Here is a 20,834-nt window from a genome sequence, read left to right on the forward strand (position 1 = left end):
GGTGTGGATTGGCTAAACAATCGATTATTCGCTAAAGGGGATTAGCCGAGCGGTACAGTTATTTAATTTCTAAATACTGCTCCAGACTTTCTGATTTGCCGCCTCCAGGGCTCGCGCGCCTAATCGGCTCCTTGTTCCTGAAGGTCCGATTATGGAAAACGTTCGCGCAACCTCCCGCCCTGCCCCCTGGCTGATGTTCAGCATCATTCTTGTCGCCCTGAATCTGCGTCCGTCCATGGCCGCTGTCGGCCCGTTGCTGTCAGCCATTCGCGGTGATATCCCGCTGAGTTTCAGCCTGGCCTCGCTGTTGACCATGCTGCCAGTCATGGCCATGGGACTGGCGATGTTCTTTGGTATCGGCATCAGTCAGCGCTTGGGCGAGCAGCGCACCGTCGTGCTGTCGCTGCTGATCATCGGCCTGGCCACGGTGTCGCGGTTGTTCCTTGATTCGGCGACGGAACTGATCCTGAGCGCCGTGCTGGCCGGCGTCGGCATTGCGCTGATTCAGGCGCTGATGCCCGCCCTGATCAAGTCCCGTTTCAGCGACAACGTTTCCGTGTGCATGGGTCTCTACGTGACGTCGATCATGGCCGGCGCGGCAATTGCGGCGTCATTCGCGCCGTTGGTGATGACCCGCACCGGCAGTTGGCGAGTGGGGTTGGCGATCTGGGCGGCACTGGCGCTGGCGGCGTTGCTGTTCTGGTGCGTTCAACGCACGGGAATGCCGACATTGGGGGAAAAGTCGTCCCGCAAAGAATCCTTTTTCCGCAGTTCCCGTGCCTGGTTACTCGCGATCTTCTTCGGCCTGGGCACGGCGTCCTACACCTGTGTCCTGGCCTGGCTGGCACCGTACTACGTGGAAAAAGGCTGGAGCGAACAACAGGCCGGCTTGTTATTGGGCTTTTTGACGGCCATGGAAGTGTTGTCGGGGCTACTGACGCCCGCCATCGCCAACCGCAGCCGTGACCGGCGCCCGGTGCTGGTGGTGTTACTGGCACTGATCATGGCCGGTTTTTGCGGGCTGATTCTGAGCCCGCAACACCTGAGCCTGCTGTGGCCGTGCCTGCTGGGACTGGGCATCGGCGGGCTGTTCCCGATGAGCCTGATCGTGTCGCTGGATCATCTGGACAATCCCCAACGCGCGGGCGGGTTGACCGCCTTCGTGCAAGGCATCGGTTACCTGATCGCCGGCCTCTCGCCGCTGATCGCCGGGATGATTCGCGATCAACTGGGCAGTTTCGAATGGGCCTGGTGGTCATTGATGGGCGTCATGGCACTGATGATTCTGATGGTTCTGCGCTTCGATCCGCGGCATTACGCCAAACACATTCATTAACCCGGAACCCCCACCATGAAACGCACAGGTTTTGCTGCCGCTCACGTCGGCATGTTGCTCTGGGCGCTGTTGATTGCCGTCTCGTTTTCCGCGGCAGCCCAGGTCAGCCAGGCCATCGACCCGATTCTGCTGACCGGGTTGCGCTTGTTGTGTTGCGCTCTGGTGTTTTTACCCCTGCTGCTGTTCAAGGGTGATACCGCCATGACCGCCCGCGGCCTGCTCGGTCATGCCGTGCTCGGCATGTTGTTGGCACTGTACTTCGGCTCGTTGTTCGAAGCACTGCGTTACACCTCGGCGGTGAACACCGGGACGATGTTTACTCTGGTGCCGTTGCTGACGCTGCTGTTCGAAGCCATCCTGACACCCGACAGCCGCCTGAAACAGCGCGTGTTGCCCATGCTGGTTGCCGCGGCCGGCGCCGTACTACTGGTATTGAAAGGCGCAGGCCCCGGCGAACTGCCGTCGCTGTACGCGGTATCGGTGTATGCGGTCGGTTGCCTGGCAATGGCGCTCTACTCGCCCCTGAGTCAACGGCTCAAGGCCAACAGCCTCAAGGGGCGCGGCCCGGTGGGCATGACTTTCTGGAACATGCTGTTCGGCGCACTGTTTCTATTGGCGTTTTGTGGATTCAGCGGCGGCTGGCGTTCGGCGTCGTTGCTGAGCGCGAGCGATCTCTGGTGGTTGATCTACCTGGCCCTGTTTGCCACCCTGGCGACTTTCTGGCTGCTGCATCGAGCCATTGGTGTGATTGCCCCTTCCTCGGTCATTTCCTACATCTACCTGAGCACCCTGTTCATCACATTGTTCCACTGGTTGTGGCTACGTCAGTCGCCACGCGCCCTGGAAATCATCGGCGCGTTGCTGGTGGGCGTCGGCATGTTGGCGCTGTTAATATCCAGCCGCGATGCGATGCCTGCACAGCAATCAGCGCTAAAGGCCTCTGGCCATGTTTCGGGTGATTGAACTCACAAGTCGTGTTCATAACACTATCTGTCCCACAACTGACCATGAAATATCCTACAAGGCATTCTCTTGGTACTATCGTTCCGCTAAGATCATTCGCACACGTTTGCGCACGGTCAGCGCAAGGAGCACAGCGAGACAGAACGGATGCTGAACAGTAACTTGCTTAGAAAGCTCGATATGCAAGACCTCATGGTATTTGTTGCTGTGTATGAGCAAAGCAGCGTCACCGGTGTGTCGGAGGCACTTTGCGTCAGCCAGTCCACCGTGAGTTACTGCTTGAAAAAACTGCGCACCAGTTTCGAAGACGAGTTATTCATCAATACCCGCACGGGTATGCGCCCCACCTACAAAGCCAGCACCATGTATGCCCATGTGCTGAAGATTCTCGAAAGCATCAACCTGTGTCACGCCGGGACACCAACGTTCGATCCGACCTTGCAACCAGTCACCTTCAATATCTGTGCGCCGGAATACTTCGAGCAACTGATCCTGCCGCGCCTGTTGAAGAGCTTCGATTTCGCCGACCTGCCGGTGATGGTCAACATGCACAAGTTCGAAACCGACATCCCGGCCGAAGAACTGCGCGACGGCAGCCTCGACCTGGTGATCTGTTTCGGCCCGAACTTTCATCGAAGCCACACCGACTTCAACTCCAGACGACTACTGGAGGACGATCTGGTCTGCGTCTTCGACAAACGCGCCACGCCGCTGGAGCCGCGCTTGAGCCTGCAAGCGTTCACTGAACGTCGGCATGTGTTCCCGACGCCCTGGACGTCCACCACCAACATGGTTGACGGCTGGCTGGCTCAACAGGCCCACAAACGCCAGATTGTCGCGCGCTCCAACAGCTACAGCGCGGCACTGAAGATGATCACCGGCACCGACTTCATCCTGACCTTGCCCCGGCGCATCCAGCAATTGCTGGCCAATGAGGCGATCTTCAATCACTGCGAAGCGCCCAATGGTTTACCGGGCTTCACCCTGGACATGCAGTGGAGTCAAAGCGTCGACCAGGACAGCGCCAATACCTGGTTGCGCGAGCAAGTGATCAAGGCCTGCGCCGAGCAGGAAATGGCCTGAAACTCAGAGGCCGATGGCAGTCTTGGTGTAGGACTCTCGATCGATGTCGATGATTTCCACACAGAGTTGAACCTCAACCCCGACCGGCCATTCGCACACATCCTGCACCACCGCCAGCAGGCTGTCAGACAACTGCTTCTTGATCTGCGGCGAGCGACCGCTCAACAGCGCCAGCTTTACATGCACGAACGCCCGCTCGCCCAGTGCAGTGCCCACCCTGAAAGTCTCGACCTTCACCGCACGGGCCTTGATGTCGAACTCTTCAAACTGCCCGGAAGCGACCAGTGCGTTGTTGAGTCTCATCAGCGCCACATCGGCATTCAGTTCAGACAGGTTGGCGGTGTATTCCATGTGCAGGTGGGGCATGACGGGGTTCCTGAGGATTGGCAGAAAGGTCGTAGATATAACACCGCCCTGCTCACTCTGTCAGCGGAAGGATCGGACGTTCACTCATGAACGCCTCCAGGCGCGAGCGCAGCCAGCGTTCAGCCGGGTCGCTGTCGACATGGCTGAGCCAGACCATGGACAGGTCCAGGGTCGGCGTCTTGAACGGAAACGGCTCCTTGAACAGTTGGCCTGACGCAGCCATCGCCTCCGCCGTGTAGTCAGGCAGGCTGGCGATCAGATCGGTGCCGGCGAGCAACGCCGGCAATGAGCTGTATTGCGGAACGGACAGCACGACGTGGCGTGTTCGGCCAATCTCCGCCAGCCATTCATCGGCGTAGCCACTGACATTGGCGGTGTGGGACACCAGCACGTGCGGTCGCGCGCAATATTCATCGAGGGTCAACGGCGTGTCCGACGCATCTGCACGCAAGATACTGGGCTGGATATGTCGCAACAACTTGCGTTTGGCGTTGGCCGGCAGGCCGCGGGTCTGGCTGATACCAACGGTGATATCGCCAGACGCCAGCAAGTCGGGAATGCGCCAGTAGTCGACATGCTGGACCACGAACACCACCTTCGGCGCCTCCTGGCGCAAGGCGCGCAGCAACGGTGGCAACAGGCCGAACTCGACATCGTCCGACAGCCCGATGCGAAACGTCATGGTGCTGCTGAGCGGATCGAAATCGTGGGTCAGGCTCAAGGCCACCGACAGCGAATCCAGTGCCGGCGACAAGTGCTGAATAATCTCCTCGGCCCGCGCTGTCGGCTCCATGCGATGACCAACCCGAATGAACAACGGATCGTTGAACATCGTCCGCAAGCGGTTCAGCGCCGCACTGATGGTCGGCTGACCGAGGAACAGCTTCTCCGCCACTCGCGTGACGTTGCGTTCGAGCATCAATGTCTCGAACACCACCATCAGGTTGATGTCGGCCTTGCGTAGTTCGTTGCGATTCATCCGTTGCACCCCGGTCCCCAAGACTGGATGACAGTTTAGGGAGGTGTCGCGATCGGCGTCTATGCAGGTTGGCAAACGACCCGATCCATAAAATCCGGGGGCACTCACCACTCAGGAGCGCCCGACTGAAACGAAGCTGCTCTGATTGAGCAGCTTCACCGCCTGGAACCTATATCTCCTTGACCGGTGTCTGCTCTTGAGTCCCTTTGATCAAATCGATGGCATGCACGCAATCAGACTTGTTGACGTAAGCCTCCCCACTGGCAATCGTTTCATGATTCCCCGCTCGCAAACGCCAGCGCCATTGGCCCTTGCCGGTCTGTGAGGTGCCACGGGTTTGCCTGTAAATCTCAAAGTACATTGATCGCTCCTTGCGATGGCTGATTACGACAGATCAGAGACCTGCGAAACCAGAGTAGATGAGGAATTTTTGCGGCAACGTCTTTCAATGTCAGGGGATATTTCGAAGGAAAAACCTTGATTGCCGAAACGATCAATGAATACGGGGGACGGTAATTAGAACGACTTGGCGAAGTAACTTTTCCTGTGGATGGACATATCTTTCTTACTCTGTCGTGCTGATTTTTCCGACACCAAAAGCTTGGGGAAAAAGCAGACGGATGCGAAAGTGACCCGATGGAAAAAGCTGCGCAAACGAAAAAGCCCCGTAGATTCTCATCTACGGGGCTTTTCTATGTATGGCGGAGAGATAGGGACTCACCACAAAGAAGAGTTTCGACCAACAAAGCCCGTACTACGGGGCTTTCAGCGTGCATAGTAGTACAATTGAGTAGTACTATCCGCTGTACCACTCCCCTCCAAACGGCGCTCCAATGGCACACAATCTGATTCAGAAGAAAGGTGAATCCACATGGTATGTGAAGCTGGCAATCCCTTCTGACGTCCGACAAGCCTTTGGCGGAAAGGCCGCGTTAATCCAGTCTCTGAAGACCGGTCTTCGATCCGAAGCAATGGACCGACGACTCTCTGTTCTTGCTGGATGGAAAACCCAAATCAAGGCTGCACGTGACAAGCGAAGCAACCGTGGTGATGGATGGAAGGAACGTATTGCGGGGGATGCTCACGACTTCAGTCAGATCATCCGCCAACTCAAGATCGACACAGCCCTTGGCGAATCGAAACCTTCGTTACTCGACATTGATCCAGCAGACCTAGAAGAGTTTCGGCAAGCCGTTTTCGGCGATACCGAAAGCGGGCAACGTCGCCAAGCAGAAGCAGAAGCTGTGTACGCCATGCAGGGGAAGGATGGTGAACTCGCTGCCCACGACTTCGTCCATAAAATGGTTCTCGAAATGTGGGGCGGGTTGATTGCCCACCAAAACGATTTTTCGGCAACAGAGGCCGAAGAGATGCAAGCCATCCTAGCTGATCCCACCGCCTGCAAAGTAAAGTCACCGATCACCAAGCAGCGTATCGCTACGTTCCGCCAGTATCGTGAAACGCGGAATGTCGCCACCAAGACGATAGATCAGCAGCAGTCGAAGCTAGAGAAGCTTTCCGCGTACCTGGCTAAAGAAGGTAAGCAGCTCGACTTCGATACAGTGTCAGCGTGGCTCGACTCCCTCAAGCTGGCAAGCAAGACCCTCACCCAATACTTGCTGGCAGGTAACGTCTTCTGGAAGTGGGCGATGAAGCATGACATTCGTTGGCGAGACGACTTCAAGGACAAGGCCAACCCGTTTGAAAACCATGAACTGCCGCAAACCCGTGGTAAGGAACGTGCAGACCGTCAGCGAAAGGACTTCCAGCCGATAGAAATTACGGAGCTTCATGCTGCTGCCTTAGGTGCTGACCACACGACGCTAGCTGACTTGATCCTCTTGGGGGCTTATACAGGCGCTCGCATCGAAGAGCTTTGCCAATTGAGAGTCGAGCACGTGATTAAGCCGGACGGCATTGAAAGCTTCGATATTGTTGATTCGAAAACCGCAGCGGGTATCCGGGTCGTGCCTGTACACCCTGCCCTCACCCGAATTGTCGAGCGCCTGAAGAACGACTCCAAGGATGGCTACCTGATCCCATCTGACAGCAAGAACAAGTACGGCATACGGTCTGACGCGCTCTCAAAGGCATTTGGCAGACTCAAAGAAGCGCATGGCTACGGCGCCCAACACGTGTTCCATTCGATCCGCAAAACGGTTATCACTCAACTTCACAGGGCTGGCGTGCAAGGGCCACTGATTGCTGAACTGGTGGGTCATGAAACTGGAACCGTGACCTTCGACGTTTACTCACAAGGTGCGAGCACTGCACAGAAGCTGGCAGCAATCTCCAAGCTCCCTTCCCTCACAGCCTGAAAACGTCTATCAACCGACCTCATCACAAAGGCAGATGAGACATGTCGAAATCTGGGTGTAGAACGTATGTGTAGCCGTATTTGAAAGACGCAATTCTCCGACAAATGTCTAGTCGAGATGTGAAAAAGGCCACGCATGGTGGCCCTTGGGAGGTGGTGGCAAATACCTAGAACGGCGGACGGTCTACCCAGTGGGTGCCATCGAAACGTTCCAGTCGCAGTTCAGTAACCGACACGTTGCCTGCAATGGCAAACCATTCGATGGGTGAACCACCACGCTTTCGACCTACGGCTTCCAATTTACGGCGGGCAGTGCTGGTAATACCGGCGTACTTGCAAGCGTCCACCCAATTCATCAAGCGCGGGTCATCACTCGCGAGTGAGAAGCGAACGCAACCGAATTTGGCCAATTGCTCAGCAAAGGTTAGCAGGCGTAATCCGTCTTCAGCTTGCACCATCTTGGTTGCAGTTTTCTCCCAACGCTGCGCTTTAGAGAACCACAATAATGGCGGCTCATGTGCAGCACCTGCGTTGCTGGGGATTAACGCTCCTGATGCTAGGATCAGCGGCAGGTGATGGTTTTCAGTCGTGTAGTGATGCACCATTTCTTTGCAAATCAAAAATCAGCCTCCCTTACCAACAGCATTGTGCTGTGTGATCTCATTATTCAAATGTGCTATTGCGTGTCAGCACATGATACTGAAGTGCGAATTATCTGACCTGCGTGACGCTGGCGTCCAAGACTCACTGATCAAGCGAATGGTTGACCATGAGGACAGCTCCGTCACTTTTGGTATCTACGGGAGTAGGACGCCAATTGAAGCCATGGCCGTTGCGTTAATGCACATTCAGTAACCTCGAAAACCTACAGTAAACCTCGGTAAACATTGCTCTGAATCGGCACTATCCAAACGGCTTCGCCAACCCGACTCAATGTTTACACGGGGTGTAGGACGATGATGTTAAGCATTGGGCGTTTCCCTCCGTGATAACTGGTTTTAGAAAAACAACTCCCGTCAAGAGGTTATTGACAGACGGCCATAAATCTGTATAATCAGCCACCTACCCAGCAGGTAGACAGACAATTTAGAACCTCTACGCGTCCAGTGCGGCCAAAACGCATAAGATCGCAGGAGGTTTTTTAACGCCTGAAATTTGGCTGACCACCTACTGACGGTCAACGTAGATCATGAGAACAGAACATGAACAACGCCAGAAAAGTAGTACCAACCTTGAGGTTAACGACATTCGATAGCTGAGCCCCTGCTCCTCCAATGTGAGACTGCTGACGATGACGCCGACCTTGAGTCGGTCTTTTTTCGCCCGCTTTTTTTCTGAATGGAGGTAACAACATGCTCACCCCACACCTTGCTTCGACTTTGACTTCCCCAGTCACCCCAGCAACACCGATTGAATTGACCTGCGCGGAGTTGCTACTGCCCCCTGCCAACGACAGTGTTAGACGAAATCTCGTCTGCGGCGTCGGTATCAACGACCTATTTGAACCCACGACCTACCGTGACCCCGCGACAGGGAAGGTTCGAGCACGTCCTGCGTACTCGGCGTGGAACTCTATGTTACATCGCAGCTACGACGAAAAGATTCATACGCGACACCCGTCCTACTCCGCATGTTCTGTACATCCTAAATGGCTCAAGCTTTCCGGTTTCAAGACTTGGTTCGATGTGAATCACGTTGAAGGCTGGTGCTTGGACAAGGACCTTTTACACCCCGGCAACAAGGTGTACGGACCAGAACACTGTCGATACGTTCCACCATACCTCAACCTGATTGTGACTGACTCCGCAGCCACCCGTGGCAAGTGGCCGCTGGGGGTAAACAGAAGCAAACAGTCTGGGAAATTTTTACCGTCGTGTAGAGCCGGTGGAAAACAGATACATCTCGGCAGCTTTGATTGCCCTCTGGCAGCTCATAGAGCTTGGCAAGAGAAGAAGGCAGACGTGATTGATAATGCTTTAGGTCGATACATAAAGGAGCGAGTGGTGCACTTAGAAGTTGTACGAGCGTTGATCCACTACGCCGACAGGCTTCGAGCTGACGCTACCGCAGGCAGAGAGACTATTGGATTCTCCGCTTAAAAAGCTTTACCGAACATAGCTGCATGCACTCGCCTGCGGCAAACACCACTTAACGAGGCTCATGCCTATCGAATGAACTAACCAGAGGAGAACAATCCATGTCGCACCCATTCGTTTTAAATTTGATTCCCACCGCCCACGCTGCAAATGATGATACCCCCTCCAAGGCGCCAGCCCTCCTTGATCCTCGCAAAGAAAAAGTTCTCGCACTCCATACAGCTGGCATGTCTCGCCGAAAGATCATTGAAGCAACAGGTGAGACCGAGCACTACGTTCGTCAAGTCATCAAGGGTGTGTCTGTAACCGAGAAAGTCCCAACATCCCCCTTCGAGCGTGCAGTCGCTCGGTGTTACCCGATGGCGATTGGTCGCACCGGCATCAAGGACTATCAGCTTCGGCAGATTCTTCACGAATGCTACGGTGTTGAGTGGAACACCGAGACGGGGAAATTCGAAAGCCTGTACACCGCTGACCACATCAATCGAGTTCGCACCAAAATCAGAACCTTGGCGGAAGAAAGGGCTGACAGTCCGCTCTTCGTGATGGATTGGGTCAATACATGTCGCCCTACCGAGTCGAGGATTGCCATCGAAAAATGCGCTCTTAGAATCGAGCAGGCTATCGTGGAAATTGTTGATGAGTACATGGACGAGTATCATCAAGGTCAGGAAAGCGACGATATTGAACCGACCGAGGCACAGGCTAAACAAGCTTATGCAGCACGTCGCCACATTCTCAAGCTGGCGATACGCGAGTATCACTCCGAACCAACCGAAACCCTGCTCGAACGTTCATTGACGCTCACGGATGCGTTGGACCAACACCCTGATGTCCCGATGAATTCAGTAAGTCGGACACGAAAAGATTTCTTCCCGAAACCTAGTGGACACGATGCTTTCTTGGATCATTGCGAAGCGAAAGGCTGGCTGCATCCTGCCCACTATGCCGAAGTGGAGCGAGCCATTACGGCAGCCGGCTACTGATCACCTAAACGGCATTCACCCACCCACGCCTACCATATATATGTGAGTGGGTGGGTGGACGTACCGTCCAATAATTATTACTCCAGACGTCGACGTCTGAGTGGGATACCCGTTTCGAAGACAATAATCGTATCGTCCCGATTCTGGATCAGCACTCCAATTAATAAAATGAAATCAACACACATCCAAGCTCTTTGCTCTTGATCTGCTCCACCGAAGGTGACGTGCAATAACTGTCAGTGTCCACTGACGGGATATTACCGAATACGTCCGTATTCGTGCCTGCACCAACAAACAAGATCAAGATCAAAATCACAAGCGAAGAGCTGGATTTGTGTAAATTTTGTTTATTACTGGAGTACATCCGAAGGAATGTCGGCGGTTACGCCGCAGCTGGGTACAAATCAAAACTTACGTTTTGGGTGCCAACACATTGGCGGAGCCGGGAGAGTGCTCTCTTCATAGCTCCGCATTAAGTGAAACCATTAGCACTTAAGCTCACCACTTGGAATTGCTATCAGTCTCAACCCAGCTTGGTTTTTTGTTGTTCTGTGTCCTACTTCCCATGAGCTGACTGATTTGCCAGTCAATCTTTCTGTTGTGTCTGTCGTTGCTCCGCATCGTGACACCCCATACCAAGAGCCACAGCCCAAATGTCGGAATGCATAGCAGCAGGTGCAAGATGTGATTGGTGGTCTTCTTCTGGGTAGTCAGTACGAAAATCTGCTCGTTCATGGTGCTTCCGCAATCGGCTGGTGGTTTGGATGGCTTCGCTTGGAGATTAAATTTATCCCAAATTCAGATATCTGAAAACCAGATATAGGTTGGAAGGCTGTCCACTCGTAGCCAATCAGCCATGTCCAAGACGATCTATAGACCCGAACACACTGTGCTTTTGTCGTTGCTGAAGAAGCATAGGAAAGCGGCTGGCCTGACTCAAGTCCAGTGCTCAAAGGCTCTCGAGCGTCCACAGTCCTTTATGAGTGATGTTGAAAGCGGAACACGAAGGTTGGATATTGTTCAGCTCCGTGATTTATGCAAGGTTCTGGGGATTAGCCTGACAGACCTGATCAAAGAGTTTGAGAGGTCACTATCAGGGGGCTAGAGGTTATCAAAGGTAGTGACTGCTAAATCGCCGAAGCAACTATTTACACGAACGAGGAGCTGGAGCGGGAAGAAGTGAACCATGCTCAACGCTATTCATTTCCGCAACAGTGGCCGAGCATTGACAACGGCAAGATCGCTAAGTTTTCGAGCTCAACCACCGTCAGCCGTACTGGCTTATTGTCATCACGAGTGCTAAATTCAGGATTCAGGTGCGTGTGATACCCAATCATGAGCTACCTGTTTCCCATTACTCGTCTAAAAGGATTTTGAAATGCTTCAAAGCGGCCATATAAACTTTTTCAATGTCGATAAGTGCGGACTGTATAGCTTCAGTGGAAAAGACCCAGTCGCTCTGACACTTCCAGACACTTTTGAAAAACTAACTGAATGGGCAAAAGCCAGATCGTTTGAAACGACGAATCCATGGGACCCTAAAAAAAACAAGAATAAAACACCCTGCTACTGCCACAAAGTACACTTCGATGAAGCAACCGGTGATTATCTGCTTGTTTTATGGAAAGGGGAAAATGACAAGCATGGCCCGCTATATGGCATGACCATTGCCGCAGATGGAAAACCAGACCAGAAGCCAATAAAACAAGCGGACAAGCCAAAAAAAGGAAAAGTAGTATGGGGGAGACCATGCTATTACTGGGTTATTCCAAAAGCTCAATGCATCGCTTCAATTAAATTCGAGAATTCAAGATGCGACTCAAACATGTTCCAAGATTGGGTCGCTGGCAGCATGAATTTCCGAGTTGAGCTTCCAGAGTATAAAAAAGTCACTACCGATTCCGGGCTTGTAAGGCTTCAATTTTCTGAAGACGAAAGCAACCCATACAAATATTATTATCAGTTCGATCTGAGTCTTAGAACTCTTTCAACCTCATCAGCACCACTGCAAGAACTCGGGAAAAAAGTTACGCACATAATTAGACGCGAAACTGTTTCTCTCAATGTAAAGGACGAGCGTAAAGGGTGGGTAAAAACATTCGGCGAGATCATTCTCCCGTATGCCTCCAATAAAGACTCCAAGAGTCGGAAGGTTGAGCTGACAGTTGAAGCCAGACCAACGGTTGAAGAAATTAGAGATATCATAGAAAAATTTGGCTCTACCAGTGATAGTGCCGACGGAGACGACGTTGGATTTGTGCTCGACAATGGGAGGACCGTGTGGGCCAAGCAGTACCGTCACTCAGAGACTTTTTCCATAAACGATGACGGAAATGATATATTAGACGCGAAATATTTATACCAGACGCTTTCAGCCAATCGCTCTCGATATCTGGCACCAATTTTCAAAGACATGCGAGCGGCAAAAACAGGCACTGATAAATGAAAGAAATCTTCGTAGCACTTATCGTATCCGTGATGACGACATGGTCAGCCTATAAGTATGGGCTTTCCTACTCGTATTCGGATTTCAAAGACTACGGAAACAATTTACTTGCCATCTCAGGTATGGTTTTTACAATTATGGGCATCTGGATAGCATTTATTTATCCGAACGCCATACTTCGCCTGCAAGCGCCAAGCAAGATAAAAAATGCCGACTTCACTCAAACCTTGGAGGACACCAGAAGGCTAGAGTCGATCGTTGGATGCATAATGAAGTCTGCGTTCGTAGCTTCCGCCATATGTCTTGTTTTTTTAATTAAGATTCTTGCCTCATCTACTCCACTGTACAAAGAAAACATACAACTCGTAAAATCGTTGGTTTTGGGAGTGGTTATGTTTTTGACATTCCTACAGGGATCGGCAGTAGTGAGCGTTATGTATGCAAACTTTATGTTTATCGAAGACCTTCATCGCCGCAGAGAAAGTAGGCAAGGAGACAATGACTTTTAGTGCCGGCAAAATTCGAATCTTTAACTTGAATTTATCAAGCCCGCAGCACGCGGGCTTTTTTTTATTCCGGCAACCTTGTCGTCGACTCACTAATAACTCCAGTAATGAAAAATTCTTAGCAATACAACTCTACAAAGTTTACCTTGGGCAGCACTAAATTCAATGCATCCATGATAGGTGCTCTCAGTTGATTTCGTTGTGGAAACACACAACAGCTGAAAAATTTTACGCTAATTCCTTGCAGTGTGTATCTTAAACATTATCATTTCGTAGAACGACCGTTCTATCAACTGACAAATTGGAGTGCAACCCAATAATCTCTCCACAGTCAGCGGAATATGGATATTCAACGGAGTTTCATTTGACACCTATAAACATACAGGCGTAACGCCGGGTAATGGCGTTTCTGCTTTGCCAACGGCTTGAAATCCGGCGATCAATGTCGCCGGATTCTTACTCGCTTAGTCTTTAGGGGGGTAAACGTCTCTGGCTGTGCACTTATATTCGCCATCTTTCTTTTTGATCACGCGGCTTATGATTTCATGATTACCTATTTGAGCAATATAGGAAATCTCCTTTAGTTTGAATTCTTTGGCAGCTTCGAAAAAGGTGTCTCTAATTTTAATTTTCGCCTTTTTGCGCGAACTCGAAAGTTCACTGTCGAGTTTCGGGAAGGTCAAAGTCCAAACCGTCTCAACATCTTTGGTTTTTTGCCATTTTTGTTTACTTAAAAAAATGTAGAATTTCGTTCGCTCGTCCTCTGATTTGATGAGGTCGAGGGTTAGCAGTACCCGAATCATTCGTTGCTTCCTTTCTACGTGTTGCTCAGTTAACCGTTAGGTACGGTGTGAACATTATCTGGGGGCTTCGTGGTGGCTTTTCAATGGCTATCCTTGGCTTTTCATTTCCAGTGGCACTGCAACGCTTGATCTTTGTTAAATAGGAAACGCTGTCATGATTGAGTATTCGCCTTGGTTTTACATTACTGAGGCGGGTTCTGTCGTCTTTGTCTTTAAAGTTTAATCACCGTATCCATCTTGCTGGTAGTCCTCGATGAGTGACTGAGAAGCCCTCACTCCAACCTCAACGTTTGCCCAATCCCTTACGCTCTTTGCTACACCATGAAAGCCGGGGAAGAGTGTCGAGCCATCAACGCCAAGTCGCGAGCAAAGGTCTAGTAAGGCGGGGGCTTCCTCAATCGGTAAAGTCATTTTGACAAGTGGCGTGTGGCTCCCAGTAACGCTGTAAATCTCGTCAACATCCTCCAACGCTTCTACCAGATACAAGTCGTCCGGGTTATATCCCTTCACCTCATGGGTGGTGAATAACCCCGACTGAGCCGCTTGATTTTTGCTTGTTCCTCCGGGAGTCCTGATTACCTTCACTGTTTTCCAGTACATCGCATAAGTGGTATCCAAAGCCCAGATCGCAAGCCTCGGCATCTCTCTGCTATCAATCTCAAGGTTTGCTGAGGATGCAGCGAAGTAGCAGGCGACAAAGCTTCTCTCAGTCCAATCTAGGAGGCGAGTGGGCACATCGTAGTGTTGAGCTACGGCCATGATTTCGTATAGGAGAGTAGATGGCCAAGGGATATGCGGGCTTTGGAACGAACCCCAACCATCGGCAAGTGTGCTACTCAACTGTTCTGTGTAACCCGGAACGGTTAGCCCTGACCGATCACACCCAATCAAAAATTTCCTCAATATCTCCAGCTCAAAGGCCACTTGCCCAGCCGTCGAGGCATCAAACATCCTCCTTGGTGAGCCATAGGCAAATGACCCAGCACCACGCCTGCACACAGATGGGGTGAGCTTATAGCTGTCGCTAGGTTGTCCCCTGAAGATAAAGCGGCCTACGTCCCATACAGGATTGAGAGGCGTCACGTAGTCGAGCAACTGACGGGCAGTGCTAAAGGGTATTTCGAGCGGTGTCATCGTTCCCTGATCCTGTGCGCCTTAGACGGGCTTGAGTGTAGTAGCTGCCGACACAGAGCAGAAACCATCCTAAATGGCGCTATGAGGCGCTTTGAGAGGCTAAGCCCTGCGTTGGTATTCTTTGCACGACACAGCAGCCCCTAGAGCCTCTACCAGCTCCAGCGGGTACGCTGATTGGTTGGTGTTGGATATGTTGGTTGGTTGGATTGGTAAACACTCTCAAGTGATATCCCTATTGATGCGAGAGCATCGAAGGCACACCCCACAAAGAAAACTAATCTTGTTGACACGCGCCGTTAGGTGTGTGCTGACATCTCTGTGATGTGTCGTTTTACATTCACTATACGCCCGTATAGAAATTGTCATTTGCGGTTGTCACATGTAAAATGCAATCACACAGGAAATGTCAAAGAGGTGTGTAATGGATGTTGTAGGTTATGTCCGTGTGAGTACAGGCAAACAAGAAGCTTCCGGCCTTGGCCTAGAAGCTCAGGTTGAGTACATCCAGACAGCAGCACGCCAACAGGGTTGGAACGTCACACACATCTACAGTGAAGTAATCTCAGGCTCTGTAGCCCCTACAGCACGTCCTGAGTTCTCCAAGGCCATTGCAACAGGTTTGCCCATCATCGTTGCCAAGATCGACCGATTGAGCCGTGATGTTGAGCACATTGCTGGCCTGATGAAGCGTGTAGCCTTCAAGGTTGCCACCATGCCAAATGCAGACACTATGCAGCTCCACCTATTCGCTGTGCTTGCTGAACAGGAACGTGCATTCATTAGCCAGCGTACAAAGGACGCCCTTAAGGCTCTACAACAACGTGCTGATGATGGCTGTGTGATGTCTCAAGCTAAGGTTAAGCGTCGTTCAGATAATGCCTCAGTGGCTAGAGCAGCCAAGAAGGAGAGGGCAGCACAGGGTTGTGAAGTTGTTAAGCAGAACGGCCACCACACTGAGATTGCACCTCATGTAATGGCTTGCCTCTACCAAGGCTGTAACACACTTCAGTCTCTCGCTGATTGCCTCAATGCAAAGGGTAAACACACTTCACGTGGTGGCCTGTGGTCGCCTACAACAGTACGTCGCTTGATGTTGGCTCTAGGAGTGGAGTTCAAGAAGTAAACAGCGTGGGCAGGCTCATCGACAGCCTCAGAGTTATTTTAAAATTACGAACAATTCCTATTTTGGCGCTCACTTGTTGCTTGGTAACTCTCGCATAATTCCTGATTTTCCAGTGCAGAAAACCAAACTCATAAAACATGAGGCTGAAAATTTTGGCGGGAAATTGGTTTTCTTTGTAGAAAAACATCCCTGCTTATTTTCCGGCTGGCTTGTTAGATCGTGCCCTTAAAAGTGATTACCGTCTGGCGGCGGGCGGCGATTTCGCACAGAAAAGTCTACCCTTCAGCCCCGCTATGCTCTGATAGAATGGCCTTTTCGCATGATGGGATAGCACTGTGAAGGGAATTTTGGGAAGAGTCGCTAAGTGGTCAGTCGGAACACTAGGTGCTGCTGGCTTGGCACTGATTGCATATGTCGTTGAACATGGGGAGCTGCCAACTTGGCTATCAACTGCTCTGAGTGGACTATCAAGTTTCTTGCGGACTGAGGTGCCTTGGGCGTTCTGGGAAACTCTCGTGATATTTCTAACTCCCTGTGCGATTTTTGGTGCTTTGATCGTTATGTTGTTGCGGAAAAACTTTGTTGATGTAGATGACTATAATGCGCAGAATGATACCTTGGTGGCTACTGACGCTGCTAAGAATCGATTGGAGAAACAACACATAGAGTTAAAGTCTAATCATGCAAAGTTGTTGGCTTCAGTTGAGATGCTAACGTTGTCAAATTCTGACTTGGTGGAACAGAATGAAGACTTGAAAAAGCAAGTTGCTACGATGGCTGTCTCAACTGAGTCTAAAGAAATTGATGTTGATGACACTTCCTTGGCTGTGCTGAATGCTATTGCCACTTTGACTGAGCGTGATATAAGAGTTGAGTTGGATAATATTGAGTCTCTGGTGAGACTCGGGAAGATAAAAACCCAAGCTGCTTTAGACGTGCTGATAGAAAGTGGTCTGGTTTCCGCGACCGGCAACGTTCGTGGAATACGCTATCGTCTGACAGCCCAAGGTCGAGTCTACTATTTGGAGCATAAAAACTAGTAATCGGGGGTGGCATGATGTCTGACATTTTTACATGGAAGAATTGCATGGCCGATGTTTACAACTATCGCTGTGGTGCCATCGCCAGAGACTTCTTAACGCTCGTTGTAAACCCTTCACTAGATGCTCTCGATGCTCAGGTAAAGCATTGGCGGGAGTCTGATGATCCTGTTGCCGGATTCATAATCTCTGACCTCAGCGAGCTGATTTTCAAGACACGTATGGCGTTCTGTCTTTCAATCCAGTCTCTCTGGGAACAACAGATACGAACCTACTTAGCAGGTTGCCAACAGGAGTTAGGCATCAATCCATTCCCTGTCTCCAATCGCAGAGGTGCTAACTCTGTTCAGACGGTGTACTGGGGCGATGAACTGAATACTGTGTTTGAGAGATTGCGGGATATCGCTTTACCTTCGTTCACATCATTTGACTCACTTGATTTGCTTATGTTGGTAGGCAATGTGTGTCGTCATGGCGATGGTAACTCTAGTGTTAGATTATGGCGTCTTCGTCCTGATCTGTGGCCCGATTACCACAATCCTGAGAATAAATTTTTACTATCAGCACTCACAGAGCCAGCGCCCCCAGTGCAATCAATGCAAATCCCAAGAGAAATGCTAGAAGACTTCGTGGATAAGATTTGTCTTTTCTGGGAGGACACCAACTATATTTATGAAGAGAGCATCGAACGAAAACATCCGTCTCTAGAGGCTAGGCTAGTGATCAGGCGTGCCGAACGTGCAAAGGGGATTCGATACGGTGGTTTCACCACTTCCGTCTCTACTGCTCCGAGTGAATGATGTGAGTGTTTTGGTGAAGGTTTCTATTTGTGTGTGTGATTTGCTATGTTACAGTCGTCTCACATAACATTCATGTGTGACATTTGCAGGAGTTTTCACGATGGCACAGGCAAAATCCCCAGAGGTAAAGGCAAGAATCATTGCGGCATGGCATGAGGCATCTGCCAAAGGCGAGACACGTAAAAGCTTTCACGAACGCATTAAAGGCACTGAACTAGAAATCACTTACGGCGGGCTGGAGCGGTGGTTGAGCCCGCCCAAAGCAAAGAATTCTGGCAGCACAGAGGCATTCACAGCAGTGCATACAGAGTCATCTAACATCATCACTGCCGCCACGCTGGACGACGTAGAAGCAGCGTACAAGAAGAGTATTGAAACCCTGATCGCCAACCTTGAAGAGCAAGAGCACCAGCTTAAAGGTGAGATTGAACGGGTGATGAACGATCTTGCGAGAGCACGTGAGAAGCTGACCAAATTTGACTGATAGACCGTCAAACCCCCAAGGGCCACCACTACGTGTGGCCTTTTTCTATCTATGGGTGTTTGTTTCTAATATTTGTGATTTGAATCGACCCGTCATGTGTAACAGGTGAGCTACCACGAGTGCTGCACAACTCGGTCAGAGATTAGAGAGCTACGGCACAGCCTGTGGATCACAAAGAAAGCTGCTGATAGAATCCCGCAGTGCTCGCCCGCACCAGTATTCTGGGGACAGTCCAGAGGTACAGGCGGGCCACTCCTTATTTTTCCAGTCCAAAACACAGACAGACCCCACCCTGTGCAACTTTCCAAAACGGCGGGCTAGGTTCTGGAAATCAGTCTTCCTTGAACCCCGGCAGTCCTTGAGCAGCGCGCCATTCCTTAACTGTTCGTGTTACACCTTCGGCAGAGTTATCTGCACCGGGTTCCGGGTGGAAAATCAGATCGTAGCCGTCAGGATGGCCTGCAAGCAGACTGAATTTCTCAAGCAACTCGCCAAGCTCTTCGTCCGTGCCGCCTTTGTTAACGACACGTATATTCTTGATGAAGGCAATGAATGCGGCTTCGGTAAAATCAGAAATATTTTCCATGTTGTGCCTATTTCCTTCTGTGAAGATCAATGTGATTTCGTGGGGTATTAACCCTCAAGTTATCCACGTCATATACCGCGCCACCGTCTTTAATTAGCTCGACGTGGTGTATTTCATAGGTGACTCGTTTTCCCACCGAGTCTCTGAATCGAACAGTAGGGGCGTTCCCAGTTAGAACACGCGCCTGATCGTCCTCACTCAGTTGGCTAAATAGCTCAGGATCGTTGCTTACTGCCCTCCAGAACGCACCCCTGAAAGTATCGAAGCTCTTAAACTTCTGCCCCCGCAACTGATCAGCAATTCTTGTAGGTATGGGCGCACCGAGTCCTGTGCCGGCTCCAGCAAGCCAGATGCCTGATACGTCCTCCCCTTGACCAGTGACAACGCCCGGTGAATGGCGAGCACTGATAACGATGTACAGCGGCTGAATGCCAGAGTCAGCCGGGAACACAAGGATGAAGTCTTTGTATTCGTCAGGATAGATCGGGCTGACGATGATGTTATCTGCCTGTTCTGTAGGCGGATAAATCCAAATCTGAGGCGCTTGAGGCGCACCCTCTAACGGTGGAATCCCTGACGTGCTGGATGGATCAAAGGCTGGCGTCCATATCAGTGTTACACCATCGCCAAAGTCCGCCACTCGCTGTGAGCCTTGCTCGTTGAATTGCACCACCGGAATCATCTCCCAGTCGGTGCGCTTCTGGGTGTTGTACCCGTATCCCTTCAAGGTGCCATCTGCCTGCTGTTCGACATGTATCCGAACCCGTGTGCGGCCTTTCTTGAGGGATTGAAGTTGCTCCTCTGTGTACAGGCTGCTATCACCCAAACTGGACGGCCACAGCAGTGCAACAAAACCAGCCAACGCACCAGCAGCAACACCGGTAGTTAGAACCCCGCCAGCAGCACCAGCACTAGCACCCGTTGCAGCACTCCCGCCAGCAACGGCAGCTCCAGCAGTGCACAGGCCGCCACAGGACACACCAGCAGCCGTAGCAGCAGCGCCACCCAATAGAAGGGTGCCCAGTGTTGCCGGTATTGCACCGCTAACTTTCTTGAGGGGAATGTTTCCCTGTGCATCCGTTTCACGGCCACCGAGAATGGCAAACTCGCCGTAGTTGCCTACCTTCTCGACAGGGATAAACCCGGCTGGTTTCTTGTGGTCGATCACACCGTCTGGAAGATCGCAGCTCTTGGCGAACACGCAGCCCAAGCTATTTGGCTTGGCGTCTTCTTTCGGAGGGAGGTCATTGTATTCCGCCCAACGCTGGGCATGGATATCAACAGGTTCAACACCGCTGTTGCGGTAGCCCTTCGGCGGGTTTGGTACGTATCCGCTCACATGAGCTTCCTTGTTCGTCCTTGGGGAATTCCAGCCTGTAGCTGGGCAGCATCGACCTTACCGGGAAGCTCAAGCGCTGGCTGTAGGACAAATCCCAAAAGCCATACCGAAAATTCCCTGATCCATTTCATTTGCTGGGGTGCGGAGGATATCGGGTTGGAGCCGGGTGTTGAATGATGGCGAATGGCCGCACGCTTCAACACTATAGAAATCGAATTCGGCTTGATAGCATCACCGAAACGCGAACGTCGCTCGGGGTTAATGATCAACGCATGAAGAATGTGAACCCACATCAAGCGGCCATACAGCCCCACCTGCTCGCCTGCCTTTACAACAAAGTGAATACGCTTCAGTCAGTAGCTGATTGCCTTAACTCCAAGGGCTTGCGTACCGCTCGTTCTGAGGCTGTGAGAGCTTCAGAGCCGACCAACTTATTTCCATTTCCCG

At 51.5% G+C, this 20,834-nt stretch carries 20 protein-coding genes and 1 pseudogene; 13 read left to right on the top strand and 8 right to left on the bottom strand.

What is annotated here, in order from left to right; genetic code table 11:
- Positions 1-151: 151 nt before the first annotated feature.
- From FFH90_RS23450 to FFH90_RS23460, 3 genes are all read left to right on the top strand, one after another.
- Entirely contained in the window at positions 152-1,336 is a 1,185-nt protein-coding gene (locus FFH90_RS23450) for a cyanate transporter (protein ID WP_138866165.1), read from the top strand.
- 15 nt (positions 1,337-1,351) lie between these two features.
- Complete coding sequence (locus tag FFH90_RS23455; protein ID WP_138866166.1) at positions 1,352-2,299, top strand: DMT family transporter; 948 nt, start codon at positions 1,352-1,354, stop codon at positions 2,297-2,299.
- 147 nt (positions 2,300-2,446) lie between these two features.
- Entirely contained in the window at positions 2,447-3,382 is a 936-nt protein-coding gene (locus FFH90_RS23460) for a LysR family transcriptional regulator (protein WP_086944837.1), read from the top strand.
- 3 nt (positions 3,383-3,385) lie between these two features.
- Here the strand turns inward: FFH90_RS23460 and FFH90_RS23465 are convergent, their stop codons facing one another.
- The 3 genes from FFH90_RS23465 to FFH90_RS23475 form a co-directional block, all read right to left on the bottom strand.
- Positions 3,386-3,748 (bottom strand): 5-carboxymethyl-2-hydroxymuconate Delta-isomerase, encoded by a 363-nt coding sequence (locus FFH90_RS23465; RefSeq protein WP_138866167.1) that lies wholly within the window; start codon positions 3,746-3,748, stop codon positions 3,386-3,388.
- A 52-nt stretch (positions 3,749-3,800) separates the two neighbouring features.
- Positions 3,801-4,727, bottom strand: coding sequence for a LysR substrate-binding domain-containing protein (locus FFH90_RS23470; protein ID WP_033064228.1), 927 nt, complete (start codon positions 4,725-4,727; stop codon positions 3,801-3,803).
- Positions 4,728-4,896: 169 nt separating this feature from the next.
- Positions 4,897-5,088 carry a DUF1508 domain-containing protein gene (locus FFH90_RS23475; protein ID WP_018926774.1) on the bottom strand — a complete coding sequence of 64 codons (192 nt, stop codon included), beginning with the start codon at positions 5,086-5,088 and terminating at the stop codon, positions 4,897-4,899.
- A 472-nt stretch (positions 5,089-5,560) separates the two neighbouring features.
- Between FFH90_RS23475 and FFH90_RS23480 the strand changes: the two genes are divergently transcribed.
- A complete protein-coding gene (locus tag FFH90_RS23480) occupies positions 5,561-7,045 on the top strand; it encodes a site-specific integrase (RefSeq protein WP_138866168.1) in 1,485 nt (494 codons plus the stop codon).
- A 166-nt stretch (positions 7,046-7,211) separates the two neighbouring features.
- On the opposite strand, the gene FFH90_RS23485 is transcribed toward FFH90_RS23480, so the two are convergent.
- Positions 7,212-7,664 (bottom strand): hypothetical protein, encoded by a 453-nt coding sequence (locus FFH90_RS23485; protein WP_138866169.1) that lies wholly within the window; start codon positions 7,662-7,664, stop codon positions 7,212-7,214.
- 91 nt (positions 7,665-7,755) lie between these two features.
- Here FFH90_RS23485 and FFH90_RS30470 point away from each other — a divergent pair.
- The 5 genes and pseudogenes from FFH90_RS30470 to FFH90_RS23510 form a co-directional block, all read left to right on the top strand.
- Positions 7,756-7,899: pseudogene (locus FFH90_RS30470) on the top strand (integrase); the annotation flags it as partial.
- Between the two features lie 1,342 nt (positions 7,900-9,241).
- On the top strand, positions 9,242-10,126 hold the full coding sequence (locus FFH90_RS23495; protein ID WP_138866170.1) for a hypothetical protein: 885 nt from the start codon (positions 9,242-9,244) through the stop codon (positions 10,124-10,126).
- An 856-nt stretch (positions 10,127-10,982) separates the two neighbouring features.
- A complete protein-coding gene (locus FFH90_RS23500; RefSeq protein WP_138866171.1) occupies positions 10,983-11,231 on the top strand; it encodes a helix-turn-helix transcriptional regulator in 249 nt (82 codons plus the stop codon).
- A 273-nt stretch (positions 11,232-11,504) separates the two neighbouring features.
- Positions 11,505-12,572 carry a hypothetical protein gene (locus FFH90_RS23505; protein WP_138866172.1) on the top strand — a complete coding sequence of 356 codons (1,068 nt, stop codon included), beginning with the start codon at positions 11,505-11,507 and terminating at the stop codon, positions 12,570-12,572.
- On the top strand, positions 12,569-13,081 hold the full coding sequence (locus tag FFH90_RS23510; RefSeq protein WP_138866173.1) for a hypothetical protein: 513 nt from the start codon (positions 12,569-12,571) through the stop codon (positions 13,079-13,081). Before FFH90_RS23505 ends, FFH90_RS23510 begins: the two co-directional genes overlap by 4 nt.
- Positions 13,082-13,542: 461 nt before the next feature.
- Here FFH90_RS23510 and FFH90_RS23515 read toward each other — a convergent pair whose 3' ends face one another.
- The gene (locus tag FFH90_RS23515; RefSeq protein ID WP_138866174.1) at positions 13,543-13,881 is read right to left on the bottom strand and encodes a hypothetical protein; all 339 of its coding nucleotides are present in this window, start codon (positions 13,879-13,881) and stop codon (positions 13,543-13,545) included.
- Between the two features lie 219 nt (positions 13,882-14,100).
- Positions 14,101-15,015: an FRG domain-containing protein gene (locus FFH90_RS23520; protein ID WP_256663628.1), complete on the bottom strand. Its 915-nt coding sequence runs from the start codon at positions 15,013-15,015 to the stop codon at positions 14,101-14,103.
- A 421-nt stretch (positions 15,016-15,436) separates the two neighbouring features.
- Here FFH90_RS23520 and FFH90_RS23525 point away from each other — a divergent pair, with 421 nt between their 5' ends.
- The 4 genes from FFH90_RS23525 to FFH90_RS23540 all read left to right on the top strand — a co-directional run bounded on the left by FFH90_RS23525 (position 15,437) and on the right by FFH90_RS23540 (position 18,462).
- On the top strand, positions 15,437-16,138 hold the full coding sequence (locus tag FFH90_RS23525) for a recombinase family protein (protein ID WP_138866175.1): 702 nt from the start codon (positions 15,437-15,439) through the stop codon (positions 16,136-16,138).
- A gap of 395 nt (positions 16,139-16,533) precedes the next feature.
- Entirely contained in the window at positions 16,534-17,178 is a 645-nt protein-coding gene (locus tag FFH90_RS23530) for a hypothetical protein (RefSeq protein WP_138866176.1), read from the top strand.
- A gap of 47 nt (positions 17,179-17,225) precedes the next feature.
- Positions 17,226-17,978 carry a hypothetical protein gene (locus FFH90_RS23535; protein WP_138866177.1) on the top strand — a complete coding sequence of 251 codons (753 nt, stop codon included), beginning with the start codon at positions 17,226-17,228 and terminating at the stop codon, positions 17,976-17,978.
- Positions 17,979-18,078: 100 nt separating this feature from the next.
- On the top strand, positions 18,079-18,462 hold the full coding sequence (locus FFH90_RS23540; RefSeq protein ID WP_138866178.1) for a hypothetical protein: 384 nt from the start codon (positions 18,079-18,081) through the stop codon (positions 18,460-18,462).
- Between the two features lie 331 nt (positions 18,463-18,793).
- On the opposite strand, the gene FFH90_RS23545 is transcribed toward FFH90_RS23540, so the two are convergent.
- On the bottom strand, positions 18,794-19,048 hold the full coding sequence (locus tag FFH90_RS23545) for a bacteriocin immunity protein (protein WP_138866179.1): 255 nt from the start codon (positions 19,046-19,048) through the stop codon (positions 18,794-18,796).
- Between the two features lie 7 nt (positions 19,049-19,055).
- Positions 19,056-20,387, bottom strand: coding sequence for an S-type pyocin domain-containing protein (locus tag FFH90_RS23550; RefSeq protein WP_138866180.1), 1,332 nt, complete (start codon positions 20,385-20,387; stop codon positions 19,056-19,058).
- Between the last annotated feature and the right edge of the window lie 447 nt (positions 20,388-20,834).

Source organism: Pseudomonas sp. ATCC 43928 (genome assembly GCF_005938665.2).
Lineage (GTDB): Bacteria > Pseudomonadota > Gammaproteobacteria > Pseudomonadales > Pseudomonadaceae > Aquipseudomonas.